This is a genomic window from Streptomyces sp. NPDC054847 (assembly GCF_053610925.1).
This window is the reverse complement of sequence record NZ_JBSGZJ010000153.1, coordinates 1-14,456: the sequence shown is the minus strand read 5'-3', so window position 1 is coordinate 14,456 and position 14,456 is coordinate 1. Positions and strand designations below refer to the sequence as shown.

Here is a 14,456-nt window from a genome sequence, read left to right as displayed (position 1 = left end):
GTCCGCCGGCCGGCGGACAGGGCTCGCACACACGTGGCTCACCGGCTCACCGGCCGTCACTTCCTGCGCACGTCCCCCTTCCCGCACGCCACGCCGTCCCGGTTCGGGTCGAGCCGCAGGGGGTCGTCCCCGCCGTTGACCTTCAGGCGGCCGTAGTCGTGCGCGGCGAGCCAGGCGCAGCGGGCCGCCGTGGTCGCCTTCACGGTCTTCGGGAAGGTGGTGGGGACGCAGACGCCCGCGTTGCCGTAGTGCCGGTCGCAGCCCGCGATCTGCGGGTCCACGGGCACCGAACTCCGCTTCTTCAGCGGCTTCTTCGGCGCCCGGGCCAGATCGTCCGCGAAGTCGTGGACATGGGCGGAGGGATGGTCCGCCGCCGCCCGCGCCATGGCCGGCGGGCCGCCGAGGTGCACCCACCGGGCCACCGACGGCACGCCGTTGGCGTCGACCGCGAAGAGCATGTACCAGCCCGGCGGCGCGAGGTTCGGGTTGCTGGTGACGTTCAGGTCGACGTTGTTGCCGTCGACCGTCATCGGCAGGTCCACGAACCGCTGGTTGGGGTCGGACGAGTGCGTGACCGCCGCCGGGCGGATCAGCTCCGCCTTCGCGATCGGCCGGTCGACGGTGATCCGCTGGGTGTCGCCGTACGTCCACTGCCCGTCGATCACCGAAGTGATCCGCGGCCGGGCCCCCTTGAGCAGGTACGGCGGCGTGTAGATGGACACGTTGTGGTTGTAGGTGCCGTTGCCGGGGTTGTCGCCGACCGACATGACGCGGCCGTCGGGCAGCAGGAAGGACGAGGAGTGGTAGCCGCGCGGGACCGGGTCGGTCGCGAGCCCCGCCTCGTAGGTGTTGGTCACCGGGTCGAAGAACGACGCCTCGTACACCGGGTCGGCCCGGTCGTGCAGGGCGCCGCCGGTCTCGAGGACCTTGCCGTCCGGGAGCAGGACGGCCGAGACGTACATCTTGCCCTCGGCGCCGGTCTGGGGCCGGCGTCCCTGCCCCTGGTCGACTTCGCCCTGCGGCAGCAGCGGGCCGTGCACATAAGCCGGGTTCGGCTGCTTGAGGTCGATGATGTCGGTGAAGCGGTTGGCGACCGGATTGGTCTCGTTGTTGCCGCCGCCGATCGTCAGCACCCGCTGGTCCTGCGCGGGCGGCAGCAGCACGCTCGCCGACTCGTCGCGTTCGTCCTTGGCCTGGAGGCCGGGGACGTCGGTGATCGTGTTGGCCTCGTAGTCGTAGATCGAGGCGCCGGTGCCGGGGGTGCCGTTGCCGAAGGTGTGGCTGCCGGAGTAGAAGAGGCGGCCGTCCTGCATGAGGATCATCGACGGGTACAGGCCCCAGTACGACCAGGTCTGGTTGACCTCGTTCATCGGGAGCCACTTGTTCTGGGCGGCGGAGAACTTCTCCGCGGTCACATTGCCGGTCGAGTCCTCCTTCAGGCCACCGAAGGAGATGACGTCACCGTTGCCGAGGATGGTCGCCGACGGGTACCAGTGGCCGCCGTTCATGTCGTTGGTGCGTGTGTAGGTCTCGGTCTCCGGGTCGAAGACGAACGAGTCCTTCAGGCCCTGATAGCCGATCGAGCCGTCCGCGGAGGGATAGCCCTTGTTGCCCGACATGATCAGGATCTTGCCGTCCTGGAGCTGCACATGGCCCGCGCAAAACATGTCGACCGGCGTGGGAATCGTCTTGAACGTACCGGTCGCCGGATCGTAGACGGCCGAGGTGAAGGTGCCCGCCTCGAAGAGTGCCTGGTCGTTCCCCGAACCGGCGATGACGAGGACCTTGCCGTTGTGCATGACCACCGAGTGCATGGAGCGCACCGGGTTCTGCACCGGAAGGACGTCCCAGCGGCCCTTGAGGCACTCCTGCGGCGTTCCGGTGCAGGTGGGCTCCGGAGCCGGGACCGACACCTCCTCCATCACGTAGTCGTCGGTGGTGACCGAGCCCGTGCCGTACACGGACACGCCCCACGCGATCCGGTCGGTGCCGGGCGGGACGGCGGGGGTGCGGACCTCGGTGCGCTGGTAACCGGCGCTCATCCCGAGGGTCTTCAGGTCCGTCCAGTACTGCCAGCCGGCCGTGGTGTCGTGCCGGAAGAGCGTGACGGAGGCGTCCGGGGTGGTCGACTTGTACCAGAGCGAGAGGTCGTACTGCCGGTCCGGCGTCACCCGCGGCGCGCAGGCCGTTGTCTCGGTGATCAGGGCCTTGCGGTCGCCGTCGACACGGCGGGTCAGCGAGACCTTCATCGCCTTGGTGCCGGAGTGGGCGTCGGCGACCGTCTCGAACGTGAAGTCGTTGTCCCCCCAGCCGGACTTGGACCAGCAGGCGGGCATGTCACCCGTGCCCGCCGTCTCGAAGCCCGGGTTGGAGACCAGGTTGGGCGGACCGGCCTGGGCCGTCTGCGGGACGGACATCAACAGCGCCGTGGTCATGGCGCCGACGGCGAGCAGGGCGGTCCTGCGTCTGCGTCGGCGGGAGATCCGGAGCGGTGGCGGCATGAGCGGGTTCCCTTCGTGCGGCTCTCTTCCGGGTGATGACGGTGGGGCGGTTCAGGAGCCGGCGACCCGCGCGTCCGGCCGGACGGCCTGCGGAGCGCTCTTCCTGCGCGGCAGATAGACCAGCGTCTCCGTCGCGGCGAATCGCACGACGAACGTGGTCAGCAGCGCGAGCGCCGTCGCCGGGAGCACCGCCATGTCCAGCCAGGACACGAACAGCGCGATCAGCGGGATCCGCAGCAGCAGGTCGGCGTTGGCCAGCAGCGCGAAGCGGCCGGCCCGGTCCGCCCAATGCCGGTGGCGTCTGCGGTCGCGGAACAGCAGCACCTCGATGAGCAGGAAGTTCCAGGCCACACCGAACTGGTTGGCCACGACCTCGGCCGGCAGGTAGTGCATGCCGGCGCCGGTCAGCAGATGCAGCGCCAGGAGGTTCGGTACGAAGCCGGTCAGCCCGATCAGACCGAACGCGACCATCCTGGCCATCGCGGAGGCGGTGCGCAGCCCGCTGAGATGACCGAGGAACCGCATGCCCTCCTTCGCCGTCGACTTCGACTCGCCGGCGAACCGGTCCTGGAAGACGAACGGCACCTCGGCGACCGTCTCCGGGCGGCAGCGCACCGCCAGTTCCAGAAGGATCTTGTAGCCGAGCGGCTTCAGCGCGTCGGCCGTCACCACACTGCGCCGGATCGCGAAGAAACCGCTCATCGGATCGCTGATGCCGCGCAGCCGCCGCGGGAACAGTGCCTTGGTCAGCCACGTCGCGCCGCGCGAGACGGCGATACGGTAACCGCCGGCAAGGCCCTCGCGGCTGCCGCCGCGGATGTAGCGGCTGGCGACGACCAGGTCCGCGCCCGCCCGTTCGCCCGCCGCGACCAGGTCCGGTACCAGGGCGGGGGGATGCTGGAGGTCGGCGTCCATGACGACGATCCAGTCGGAACCCGCCCTCCGCATGCCTTCGACGACGGCCCCGCCGAGCCCGCCGTCCGGAGTGTCCCGGTGCAGCACGCCGACCGGGAACGGGCAGTCCTGCGCGGCGCTGCGGATCACGTCCGGGGTGTCGTCGGTCGAGTCGTCGACGAACAGCACCTCGCAGGGCAGCCGGGACGGCACCGAGTCGGTGAGTCTGCGCAGCAGTTCACGGATGTTGCCGGACTCGTTGTAGGTGGGGACGACGATGGTGACGGCGCCGGGTTCGGCGACCTGGGTAGCACTCAGCTCCGGATCACCGAGTTCCTCGGCGCCCGTACGGGGGGTGGTCACAGTTCGCCTCCAGCGATCCTGCGGATCTCGATACGGTCCTCGCCCGTGCCGAAGACGGCGACCGGCGTCGAGTGTTCGAGGGCGGACTTGACGTTGGGCAGGTCGACGGCGTCACGCCGTACGGTCGGTGACGACACGACGTAGTCGAGGTCGCGCCAGCCGCGCGGCATCGTCTTCGCCACCGCCGGGTCGAGGTCCGCCTTGTAGAACCAGATCGCCCCGGTGCCGGGCTCGAAACCGTCGTGCACGAGATCCAGCCAGAGGGCGTCGTCGACGAGCACGCGGGTGCCGGCCGGGTCGTCGACCTCGTTCTGCATCCACGCGGCCGCGGCGCGGTAAGGGGCGTTGGCGTCGACGGTGAGCGCGGCCCGGTTGCCGTCGTACCAGCGTGGAGCGACGTACCCGGCCGCCGCCACGGCCAGCAGGGTCGCCGCGGTGAGGCGGGCGGCGCGCGCCCGGGCGAGCGGCGTGGACAGGCCGGGCCGGGCGGGCGCCGCGCCAGGGCTGCCGCGGCGGAGCACGGCGTGGGCCACGCTGGCCGCCGCTGCCGCCAGCACCAGCGCGAGGAACGGCAGCGCCTGGATCACGTACATCGCCGGGAGATAGCCCGAGGGCCGCATCGCGACGACCGCGAGGATCGCCACCACCAGCGCCGGGCCGGCGAGTGCCCGTGCCGTGACCGACCAGCGGACCGTGAGGAGCAGCAGCGCTGCGCCGGCCAGTCCGCCCAGTGGCAGCACGGTGTCGTAGTAGAGCCAGGAGGTGAGGACCCCGTGGGAGCCGGTGCCCTCGTCGAGGATGAACCCGGAGCCGGGCCGGCTCATCTGGTAGGTGATGCCGTCGATCAGCGACACATGGCCGGGGCCGGGGAACAGTTCGCTGTTCAGCAGCGCGTACAGCGGATACGACAGGCCTATCAGCGCGCAGGCCGTGATCGCTCCGGTCACCGCGAACTTACGGGTGTCGCGGTGACTGTGCCGCCACATCGTCACCAGCAGCGCGGGCAGCACGACCAGCATGGTCTCCTTGGTCAGCACGGAGACGGCGGCGGTGAGCCCCGCGGCGAAGTGGTGCCACAGGTGCCGGCTGGGCGACGCGGCCAGGCAGAACGCCAGCAGCATCCACATCACGGCGATGTTGTCGAGGAAGATCTCGCGCTGCAGCACGACGGACAGCGGCGAGAGACCGAAGAGGGCCATCGCCAGCCCGGCCGCCCATCGCGGCAGGAACAGCCGGCGCGCCAGCACGTACAGCAGCACCGCGCACGCCGCGCTGACCGCCAGCATCGCGAACCGCATGGAGGCGACGCTCATCGTCTCGGGGGCGATCAGCGAGGGTATCCAGGTCAGGAACGCTATCTGGATCCAGCCGAGCGGCGGATGGTCGTACCAGTACGTGTAGTGGGCGAGCCCTTCGCCCTGCTGGACCGCCCACGCCTGGGCGAGGTAGGTGCCCTCGTCGTCGCTGAGCGTCGGGAACTGGGTGATGTTCCAGCCCTGGACGAGCAGGATCACGCACAGCAGCGCGCCGCACAGCAGCAGGTCGGGCCGCGATCTGCGGAACCGTACGACCGGGCGGACGTGCGCGGGCGCGGCGGTGGTGGCCGTCGCCCTCGCGGGTACGGCGGATACCGGCTCGGTGGCTTCAGGGGCCGGAGGCAGTGTGGTCGTCATCGGCGGGCGTCCTCTCTGGTCCCGGACACCTCGGTGAGGTGCGCGCCGACATGGCTGGTGAGCTCCCACTCGTTACGGCCGCGCTGCTCCCGCCAGACCGCGCGCACGGCGGCGCCGGCGAGGAGGACCTGGTAGAAGGGGCCGCCGACGACGAGCTTGACGTAGTGGATCGCACGGACCCGCAGGCCGTACTGCTTGCCGAAGTCGTGCAGTCCGACGATCTCGAAGACGAAGGTGACCATCGCCGTGATCAGCGGCAGGAAGGTCACGATGGCGACCCCCACCGGGACGTCGAGGAAGAGCGCGATCGCGACGTTGACCGGGATGACGACGCCCGAGTACGCCTGGAGGAACGGCGTCATCAGGGTGTAGCGGGCCAGCATGCGCTGCCCGCGTCCGGGCAGTTGCTTCCAGTCCTTCTTCCGATAGACCTGAAGGAACCCCTGGTTCCAGCGGGTGCGCTGCTTGAGCAGGCTCATCAAAGTGCCCGGGGTCTCCTCCCGGGTGACCATGTCGCTGTCGTACGCGACGACGACCTTCTTGCCGACGGACGACAGCCGCACGCCCAGGTCGCAGTCCTCCGCGAGGCAGTTCGGATCCCAGCCGCCGGCCTCGCGCAGCACCGGGGTGCGTACGAAGACGGTGTTGCCGCCGAGCGGGATGAAGCCCTTCTGCGCGTGCAGGTGGAGCCTGCTGCGGAACCAGAAGAAGTACTCCAGGCAGTTGCGCAGGCTGTACCAGCTGGAGTGGAAGTTGATCAGCTGCACCCCGCCCTGCACCACGTCCGCGCCGGTGGAGGTGAAGGCGTGGTCGACGTGGGCCAGCAGCTCCGGGTGGACCTGGTCCTCGGCGTCGAACACCCCGACGATGTCGCCACGGCAGTGCGGCAGTGCCGTGTTGAGCGCCTTCGGTTTGTTCTTGGTCTCGTGCGTGTCGGTGATGACCCGCACCCGTACGGGATCGCGGGCCGCGGCGCGTTCGGCGACCGCTGCGGTCTCCGGGTCGTCGTGTCCGACGATCACGATGATCTCGAAGTTGGAGTGGCTGGACTCCAGCAGCCGCTCGATGGTGTGCTCCAGCACCGCCTGCTCGTGGCGGGCCGGCAGCAGCAGCGAGAAGGAGAGACCGACCCCTCCGTGGGGCCGGTCGAACCGTGTCGCCGCGAGAGTCTCCGGCGTACGCCAGGCGTGCATCTGCCACCACAGCGTGAACGCCGCCATCCAGAAGAGCGCCACCGAAATGGCAGCAATGAACAGCGATATGAGCATGAAAGGCCCCCCTGCCACTGTGCCGCGGCAGGACCCCCCTGGCCGTCAGCACGTACTTCCCCCACGCACGTCACTCCCCAGTACGCGCGCCAACTCATCTGCGTTCAGGACAATAGAGGCGGAGGATTTCGTTCCGGGGCCTGACGGTTAAATTCAGCTGTTCTCGTCTCAGTCGGTGAGTTTCCGGGCAAGTTCTGTTGCGTTTGTGGTCGGTGAATCGCACACGAAACCACGGCAGACGTAAGCGGCCGAACTGCTGTTCACCAAAGGACGGTCCCGCAGCAACGGAAACTCGTCGCTGTCCGGCTCCCCCACCGCGACCGCCGCCCCCGGCGCCGTACCCATCAGTGCCGTCAGATGCAGCTCCCGCGTCGCCGGGTCGCCCTGGGGGCCGACGACCGCCACCTCACGCGGTCCGTCCAGCAGCGCCTCCGCGACGGCGAGACCCCAGCCGACGAACCGCGGGGCACGCGGACCGAGCCCCTTCACCACACCCAGCGCCCCCTCCGTGGCGGTGCGATGGGCCTCCGAGCCGGTGTGCGCGGCGTACGTCAGCAGCGCGCCGGCCGCCGCCGACCAGCCCGAGGGAGCGGCGTTGTCCGTGGGGTCCTGCGGGCGGCGGATCAGGGGCTCCGCGTCGTGGGCGGTGTCGTACAGCTGGCCGCCCTCTCCCGTGAACCGGTCCATGACCATGTCCAGCAGGAAGCCCGCGAACTCCAGCCAGCTGCCCTCGCCGCCGACCGCCGCGAGCGCCAGGAAGCCCTCCGCGACGTCCGCGTAGTCCTCCAGCACACCGGCGTTCGCCCCGGCCGTGCCGTCCTTGGACGTGCGGTGCAGGCGGACGCCACCCGCCTCGAAGTCCATGTGCACCCGCACCAGCAGGTCCGCGGCCTCCGTGGCGCGCTCGACGAGGTCCGGCCGGCCGAAGAAGGCGCCGGTCTCGGCGAGCGCGGCGATCGCGAGCCCGTTCCAGGCGGCCACCACCTTGTCGTCGCGCCCCGGGCGCGGCCGCTCCTCACGGGCCGCGAGGAGCCGGGCGCGCAGGTCCGCGTCCGGTTCGCCGACCGGCAGTCGCAGCACCGACGAACCCTCCTCGAAGGTGCCCTCCTCGGTCACCGCGAAGAGCTCCGCCGCCCGTGCCCCGTCCTCGTCGCCGAGCACCTCGCGCAGCTCCGCGGGTGTCCACACGTAGAAAGCGCCCTCGGCGTGACCGCCGTCCGCCGTGTCACTGTCCGCGTCCAGCGCGGAGGCGAAGCCGCCCTCCGACGTCCGCAGCTCGCGCACCAGGAAGTCGGCGGTCTCCAGCGCGACCCGCTTGGCCAGATCGCTGCCCGTGGCACGCCACAGGTGGGCGTACACCCGGCACAGCAGGGCGTTGTCGTACAGCATCTTCTCGAAGTGCGGGACGACCCACTCGCGGTCCACCGAGTAGCGGGCGAACCCGCCGCCGAGCTGGTCGTAGATGCCGCCGCGGGCCATCGCCTCGCAGGTGTCGGCAGCCATCTGCAGCGCACCCTCGCCGCCCGTGCGCGCGTGGTGCCGCAGCAGGAACTCCAGGACCATCGACGGCGGGAACTTCGGCGCGCCGCCGAAGCCGCCGTGCCGCTCGTCGTAGTCCCGTGTCAGTCCGAGCAGCGCGTGTGCCAGTTCCTCCTCGCCGGGCACCCCGTCGCCGCCGACCACCAGCGACCGCCCGGCCAGATCGGAGGCGATCCGCTGCGCGACCTCCCCGACCTCGTCCCGTCGCCCGGTCCAGGCGTCGCTGACGCCCTCCAGCACCTGCCGGAAGGACGGCATGCCGTGGCGGGGCTCGGGCGGGAAGTAGGTCCCGAAGTAGAACGGCTCCCCGTCGGGCGTCATCCACACGGACATCGGCCAGCCGCCCTGCCCGGTCGCGGCCTGCACGGCCTCCATGTAGACGGCGTCGACGTCCGGCCGCTCCTCGCGGTCGACCTTGATGTTGACGAAGTGCTCGTTCATGTACGCGGCGGTCCGCGCGTCCTCGAAGCTCTCGTGCGCGAGGACATGGCACCAGTGGCAACTGCTGTACCCGACGCTCAGGAAGACCGGCACGCCGCGCCGCCTCGCCTCTTCGAAGGCAGCGGGCTCCCACTGCCACCAGTCGACGGGGTTGTCGGCGTGCTGGAGGAGGTAGGGGGACGTGGCCTGCGCAAGTCGGTTCGCCATACCTCCATCCTTGCGCACGGCGACCGGGGACGCGGAGTGGCACCGCGGGGGCGTGGCGGCGGCCGTCACCGCCGGCGGTCCGGTCAGGGCGCCGGTGTCGTCCCTGCCGCCCGGCCCGGAAGATCAGCGCCCGCCGGTACGCGCGACGAAGGCGGTCCACGCGTCCCGGCCGAGGGTGAGGGCGGGCAGTGACGTGTCCTTCCCGTCCGACACGTCACCGTGATGCTGTCCGCCACCCGTCGAGGCGCACGCCTCGCCCGGCGGCCGGCCGTCGCGCATCTCACGGACTGGGGGCGGCCGTACGAGTCGGCCGCCCAGATCGTCGCCGAGCCGGCCGCCGACGCGATCACCCACGAGCGCTTCCCGGGACGGGACTTCCGCATGAGCCTGACCCTGGCCGCCGACGGCACCGTACGGATCGAGGTGACGGATGTCCGCGGTGAACGGCTGCGCGTCGCCGCCGCGCCCGCCCCGCGCGCGGAGTCCGGGCGCGGACTGCTGCTCGTAGCGGCGCCGGCGGACCGGTGGGGTGTCACGGAGGGTCCCGTGCCCCGCAAGACGGTCTGGGCAGAATTGGGCCAACTCGCCCCGGTTGAACCGGAACAGGGCTGTCGCGTCGCGGTGGAGCGCGACCCGGTCTCCTGCGAGGTCAAGGAGTAAAGAACCGGGGAAAGAACCCTCCCTACCCACCCCCCACCCCCGATGTCACCCGCGCGGGTGATTGAGGGCAACCGGGCTGGCGCATATGCCCGTTGGCGGTGCACGCTCGGCACACAACCTCACAAACGCAACGGCCCCCGGCCGGGACGGGCATCCCGATCGAGGGCCTCACCACCCAGGAAGTCGAGCCTTCCCGATGGCTGATCCGCAGCTTAACGCGCTCCCGCGCGCCCTGTCCCTCGTTCCCACCTCCGGTGTCCGGCACATCAACGTCCGCCATCCGGAGCGCTTCACCGTGGTCGGGAACCACCTCGCACAGCACGAGAACCTGTCCCTCACGGCCATCGGACTGGCCACCCACGTCCAGTCCCTCAAGGCCGGAACCGTCATCTCGATCCGGGCCCTCGCCCAGCGTTTCCCCGAGAGCGAGAAGCGCATCGGCGACGCCTTCAACGAGCTGGAGGCGGAGGGCTACATCGCCCGGATCCGCGTCCGGCTCCCGTCCGGCGCACTGGTGACGGTCACGGTCTCGTACAACAACCCGCCCGCGATGCGGGACCGGGCGCCGACCCACGACGCGCCCGCCCGGCCGGAGCCGGTCCCGGAGCCGCTCTCGGCGTCGACCCCGGACCCGGCGCCGGTGCCCGCCCGGGTCTCTGCCCCACCCGCGCCCGTGCCGACGGCGTCGGTGCCCGAACCGGTGAGCCCGGCGGCCCACCGCCTGCTTGCTGGGCTGCGCGCCACCGACTCCCGCCTGCTGCTCTCCGTGCCGGACATCCGTCGCCTCGCGCCGGTGGTGGACAGCTGGCTGGGGCGCGGCATCGACCCCCAGGCCGTCCACCGCACGCTCACCGCCGCCCTTCCGGACGGGCCGATCTTCCGCCCGGCGGGCCTGATCGCCCACCGCCTCACGACCCTCCTCCCACCACCGCTCCCGGCGGCGGCGCCGCGCCCGGACCCCCTCCAGAACTGCGACGACTGCGACCGGGCCTTCCGCGCGCCCGGACCCGGCCGTTGCCGCGCCTGCGAGCCCACGCCCCACGCGATCGGTGCGGCGGCGTGAAGGGGCCCCCGTGTCGCCCCTGCCCGCCCGCGCCGTGCGGGCTGCGGAACGGCATCGCGGGACTACCCAGAGCCGGGTACGGCCTCACCCCGTCGAGCCGGATCAGGGAGGTCCTTCCATGGACGCGGAGATGATCGCCCCCGGGTGGATGCATGACCAGGTGACCGCCGACCAGTACGACTCCTGGAGCGAGGAGCAGTGCTCGGGCATCGAGATCGTGGACGGGATGATCGTCGTGAGCGCCAGCGCGTCCGAACGGCACAATCGGTTGGCGCGAATCCTTGCGAACGCCCTCGACGCGGCGGCCGGCCCGGAGTGGAACGCCGACACCGACTTCGACGTACGCCTCCAGGACGTGCCGCTCTCGAACCGCAGACCCGACGTGACCGTCTACCGGGCGGACGCCATCGACATCACGCCCGCCCGGCCGGAACACGTGCTGCTGGTCGTCGAAGTCGTGTCGCCGGGTTCGGAGACGACGGACCGTGTCGTGAAGACCGACCAGTACGCCAGGGCCGGCATTCCGTTCTACTGGCGTGTGGAGCAGGCGGCGACGGGCGTCCCTCTCGTCTACACGTACGTCCTGGATCCGGCAGCCCGCGTCTACCGGGACGGGGACGTGTTCACCGGCGTGGTGAAGGCCGTGGCGCCCTTCGCCGTCGAGGTCGACCTCGACGTGCTCTGAGCGCCCGCCGGCGGAGCCGCCTGGCTCGCGCCGGTCAGCGCACCGGTCGGTAGGTCGCGATGATCACGCCGCTGCTGGTCGGCTCCGCGCTCACCAGCTCCAGCTTCTTCATCGCGGCGTCGTCGGCGAACAGCTTCTTGCGCCCCTCTCCGGCCACCACCGGGTGGATCAGCAGGACCAGCTCGTCCAGCAGGTCCTGCTCCAGCAGCGAGCGCACCAGCGTCGGGCTGCCGGCGACGGTGATGTCCTTGCCCTCGCCCGACTTGAGTTCATTGACCGCGGCCGCGAGATCGCCCTTGACCAGCGTGCTGTTCGCCCAGTCGTCGACGCCGTCCAGCGTCGAGGAGAACACGTACTTCGGCGATTCGTTGATCCACTTGGCGAAGCCGGCGTCCTCGCCGCTGGTCACGGTGGGCCAGTACCCGGCCCATTCGGTGAACGTCACCCGGCCCAGCAGGATCGTGTCGGCCGTCTCCAGCGTGTTGGCCATCGCCGCGCCCATCTCCTCGTCGAACGCGAACTGCCACTCGTTGGGGGCCTGTGCGACACCGTCGAGCGAGATGAACAGACCCGAGACAACCTTGCGCATGATTCCTCCATGATGAGTGCGGGGTCCGCCGTCCGTCCCGGCCCTGACGGCGCTCCGGCCGGGACGGGCCGACCCCTTCGGCCACGTCATGAACACTAGGCGCGGCCGCAGCTCAGGTCTTGTACAGAAGCGACAGCGGCTCCGCGTGGTCCGGGACACTCAGCCGAGTGGCGCTCCGGCCGATGTACCGGCTCAAGGACCGCGCCAGGTGCGGCTGGTCGAAGTACCCCAGCCGGTGGACGACGTCCTGGGCCGACACCCCCTCCTGGACCAGTACCGCGGCCTGCCGTGCGCGCTGGATCTGCCGGACGGCGCCCTGTGTCAGGCCCGTCGCCGCGACGAAACGCCGCTGCAGGGTGCGGTCGGAGACGTCCGGGCGGGCGCCGCCGAGCACAGCGGGCACGATCGGGTCCCGGTCCACGATCCCCTCCCGCACCATCCGCAGGACGAACGCCTCCGCGTTGTCGTAGTCCGGCACGTGCCAGGCCGAGCCCTTCAGCCACAGCGACCGCCGCGTCACGTCGGGGATCTCCGCGTTGCCGCCCACCAGGCTGCTCACGGGAAGGTGCGGCATCGAGGTGCCCAGCGCGAAACTGATCCCGAAGAAGACCGCGTCGTCCGGCACCGGCGCCTGGGACGCCCTCGGCTCCGGGCCCAGCACGGCGGCCTGTGTCCGGCCCTGGTGCTCCCAGAACACCAGCTCCCAGTGGGCCGTCGCGACCGACATCATCCGGGCGACGTCGTCGCTCCGGCTGCGCCACACCCGCTCGATGTACGGCAGCTCCGACGTCCGGCTCTCGATCACCAGACTCATCCCGGTCCCCTTCGCACGGTCCGGACCCCGAAATCCCGGAATCCCGGAAGAGCTGCCAGTCTGGCACCGCTCACCCCCTCCGCCGCCGGAACCCCTCGCACTTCCTCCCCACGGCGACGACACTTGACGGGCCGATAGATGGGTAGCGACACGGAATCCGGGTCTTCTAGGGGGACGCACATGCGGGACGGCCACCGGGCTGAAGCGGAACGGCTGTTGGCACGAGCGGTGGAGGAGGAGGTGCGGCGCTCGGGCGGCAGCTCGGACGCCGGGACGCTGCTCGCGCGAGGGCGTGCCGCCCTCGACTCGATGGCGGCCGGCGCGAGCGAGGAGTACGCGGCCTACGAACAGGCGCTCACCGAGGCCGAAGCCGGGCAGCAGCCGCTGTCGCAGCGCTTCAGCCGCGAGACGCTGGGCGCTCCGGTGCTGGTCACCGCCGTCGCCGCCGTCGCCGCGATCGGCGCCGACGTGGCCCTCGGCACGGCGACGGGCACCGCGCTCGGGGCCGGTGCCGTCGTGGCCGTCGCCGGGGCGGCGACCACCGTCGCCAAAGTGACCGCCGCGCACTGGCCCGCGGCCCACCGCAGGGCGGGAGCACTCTCGCAGCCCGGCGGCGTGGAGCAGCTGCGGCTTCAGTGGCTGACGGCGCTGGAGGTACGGGGCATCCGCCCGTTCCTGGACCAGCAGCGGATGCTGGCCGCGTCGGCCCGGCCCGCGAAGAAGGCTTCCGTCGTGCCGCAGTTGCGCGGCGCCGACCGGTCGGCGGCGGCACGGCGCAGGTCCGTGCTGGAGCAGTCGTTCGGTCATCTGCCCGATGCAGGGGGCCCGTTCGCCGGGCGCCGCTCGCAGATGGCGCAGATCACCCAGTGGGTGCACGCGGCCCGCGCGGCGACGCAGACCCTTCCGGTGGTGGTGGTACTCCACGGTGATCCGGGCTCGGGACGCACGACGCTCGCGGTGCGCGCCGCCCACCATCTGGGGGACCTGTTCCGTGGCGCGTGCGTGGTCGACCTCCGGGGCGACGGCGAGCAGCCGCTGCCGACCCGTGACGCGCTGCTGCACCTGCTGAACCGGCTCGGTGCGCCGCGCGAGCAACTGCTCTTCCGTGAACGCGCCTCCGCGGAGCAGCAGGTGCGGAGGCTGAGCGAGCTGTACCACCAGTATCTGACCGGGCTGCCGGTGACGGTGGTGCTCGACGACGCGAGCGACCCGGACCAGGTGCGCACGCTGCTGCCGGAGCGGTCGGACAGTCTGGTGCTGGTGACGGCCCGCGCGCCGCTCGACCTGCCCGACGACATCCCGGCCCGGGTGCACCAGTTGCCGGTGGAGGCGCTGGACGCGGCGGGCGCGGAGGAGCTGCTGCGGTCCGCGGCGGCGGGGCCCGCACCGGGGCCGTACGACGTCCGGTCCACGGACGAGGTCCGCGAGCTGTGCGGCGGACTGCCGCTGGCGCTGCGGGCGGCGGGCTCTTCGCTGGGCGAGCGTTCCGCGGACCGTCTGGCCGCCGACCTCCGGGCCCTGGGGCCGCTGGATCCGGTCGAGCGGGCGCTGCGGCTGCGCTACACCGACCAGCCGGACACCGTACGGCGGCTGCTGCGGCGGCTGGCGCTGGCCGGGCGGGCGTCGCTCGGCGCGGCCGCCGCGGCGGCACTGCGGTCCACCGCCGCGGCGGCGGCCACCCGGCCCCTGGAGGCGCTGCACCGGGCGGGGCTGATCGACCGGGTCCGGCACAGCCGGGACCGGCTGCACGCCCTGGTGC

12 protein-coding genes are annotated in these 14,456 nt (G+C 71.5%); 4 read left to right on the top strand and 8 right to left on the bottom strand.

Going from position 1 to position 14,456, the window contains the following annotated elements; translation table 11 throughout:
* Positions 1–56 precede the first annotated feature (56 nt).
* The 6 genes from ACWGH4_RS17415 to ACWGH4_RS17390 all read right to left on the bottom strand — a co-directional run bounded on the left by ACWGH4_RS17415 (position 57) and on the right by ACWGH4_RS17390 (position 9,099).
* Positions 57–2,435 (bottom strand): galactose oxidase-like domain-containing protein, encoded by a 2,379-nt coding sequence (locus tag ACWGH4_RS17415; protein WP_453461388.1) that lies wholly within the window; start codon positions 2,433–2,435, stop codon positions 57–59.
* A 117-nt stretch (positions 2,436–2,552) separates the two neighbouring features.
* Positions 2,553–3,758, bottom strand: a complete 1,206-nt coding sequence (locus ACWGH4_RS17410) for a glycosyltransferase (RefSeq protein WP_453461385.1) — start codon at positions 3,756–3,758, stop codon at positions 2,553–2,555.
* Positions 3,755–5,431, bottom strand: coding sequence for an ArnT family glycosyltransferase (locus ACWGH4_RS17405; protein ID WP_453461382.1), 1,677 nt, complete (start codon positions 5,429–5,431; stop codon positions 3,755–3,757). The genes ACWGH4_RS17410 and ACWGH4_RS17405 overlap by 4 nt, the downstream gene beginning before the upstream one ends.
* Positions 5,428–6,699, bottom strand: coding sequence for a glycosyltransferase (locus ACWGH4_RS17400; protein WP_441263900.1), 1,272 nt, complete (start codon positions 6,697–6,699; stop codon positions 5,428–5,430). Before ACWGH4_RS17400 ends, ACWGH4_RS17405 begins: the two co-directional genes overlap by 4 nt.
* 168 nt (positions 6,700–6,867) lie before the next feature.
* The gene (locus tag ACWGH4_RS17395; RefSeq protein WP_453461378.1) at positions 6,868–8,886 is read right to left on the bottom strand and encodes a thioredoxin domain-containing protein; all 2,019 of its coding nucleotides are present in this window, start codon (positions 8,884–8,886) and stop codon (positions 6,868–6,870) included.
* Positions 8,887–9,009: 123 nt separating this feature from the next.
* On the bottom strand, positions 9,010–9,099 hold the full coding sequence (locus ACWGH4_RS17390; protein WP_453461376.1) for a DUF397 domain-containing protein: 90 nt from the start codon (positions 9,097–9,099) through the stop codon (positions 9,010–9,012).
* Between the two features lie 9 nt (positions 9,100–9,108).
* Here ACWGH4_RS17390 and ACWGH4_RS17385 point away from each other — a divergent pair, with 9 nt between their 5' ends.
* From ACWGH4_RS17385 to ACWGH4_RS17375, 3 genes are all read left to right on the top strand, one after another.
* Complete coding sequence (locus ACWGH4_RS17385; RefSeq protein ID WP_453461373.1) at positions 9,109–9,546, top strand: ATP-binding protein; 438 nt, start codon at positions 9,109–9,111, stop codon at positions 9,544–9,546.
* 196 nt (positions 9,547–9,742) lie between these two features.
* Positions 9,743–10,609, top strand: a complete 867-nt coding sequence (locus tag ACWGH4_RS17380; RefSeq protein ID WP_453461370.1) for a helix-turn-helix domain-containing protein — start codon at positions 9,743–9,745, stop codon at positions 10,607–10,609.
* 118 nt (positions 10,610–10,727) lie between these two features.
* Complete coding sequence (locus ACWGH4_RS17375; protein WP_453461367.1) at positions 10,728–11,294, top strand: Uma2 family endonuclease; 567 nt, start codon at positions 10,728–10,730, stop codon at positions 11,292–11,294.
* A 34-nt stretch (positions 11,295–11,328) separates the two neighbouring features.
* On the opposite strand, the gene ACWGH4_RS17370 is transcribed toward ACWGH4_RS17375, so the two are convergent.
* Together ACWGH4_RS17370 and ACWGH4_RS17365 are read right to left on the bottom strand one after the other, a co-directional pair.
* Positions 11,329–11,883 carry a dihydrofolate reductase family protein gene (locus ACWGH4_RS17370; protein ID WP_453461364.1) on the bottom strand — a complete coding sequence of 185 codons (555 nt, stop codon included), beginning with the start codon at positions 11,881–11,883 and terminating at the stop codon, positions 11,329–11,331.
* A gap of 112 nt (positions 11,884–11,995) precedes the next feature.
* Positions 11,996–12,697 carry a helix-turn-helix domain-containing protein gene (locus ACWGH4_RS17365; protein WP_453461361.1) on the bottom strand — a complete coding sequence of 234 codons (702 nt, stop codon included), beginning with the start codon at positions 12,695–12,697 and terminating at the stop codon, positions 11,996–11,998.
* A 180-nt stretch (positions 12,698–12,877) separates the two neighbouring features.
* Here ACWGH4_RS17365 and ACWGH4_RS17360 point away from each other — a divergent pair.
* The coding region (locus tag ACWGH4_RS17360; protein WP_453461358.1) for an AAA family ATPase at positions 12,878–14,456 on the top strand (1,579 nt) is incomplete at its 3' end.

Coding starts and splice junctions, on each gene's coding strand:
- ACWGH4_RS17415 (WP_453461388.1), bottom strand. CDS start 2,435: ATGACCACGGCGCTGTTGATGTCCGTCCCGCAGACGGCCCAGGCCGGT.
- ACWGH4_RS17380 (WP_453461370.1), top strand. CDS start 9,743: ATGGCTGATCCGCAGCTTAACGCGCTCCCGCGCGCCCTGTCCCTCGTT.
- ACWGH4_RS17400 (WP_441263900.1), bottom strand. CDS start 6,699: ATGCTCATATCGCTGTTCATTGCTGCCATTTCGGTGGCGCTCTTCTGG.
- ACWGH4_RS17385 (WP_453461373.1), top strand. CDS start 9,109: ATGCTGTCCGCCACCCGTCGAGGCGCACGCCTCGCCCGGCGGCCGGCC.
- ACWGH4_RS17395 (WP_453461378.1), bottom strand. CDS start 8,886: ATGGCGAACCGACTTGCGCAGGCCACGTCCCCCTACCTCCTCCAGCAC.
- ACWGH4_RS17365 (WP_453461361.1), bottom strand. CDS start 12,697: ATGAGTCTGGTGATCGAGAGCCGGACGTCGGAGCTGCCGTACATCGAG.
- ACWGH4_RS17370 (WP_453461364.1), bottom strand. CDS start 11,883: ATGCGCAAGGTTGTCTCGGGTCTGTTCATCTCGCTCGACGGTGTCGCA.
- ACWGH4_RS17375 (WP_453461367.1), top strand. CDS start 10,728: ATGGACGCGGAGATGATCGCCCCCGGGTGGATGCATGACCAGGTGACC.
- ACWGH4_RS17405 (WP_453461382.1), bottom strand. CDS start 5,431: ATGACGACCACACTGCCTCCGGCCCCTGAAGCCACCGAGCCGGTATCC.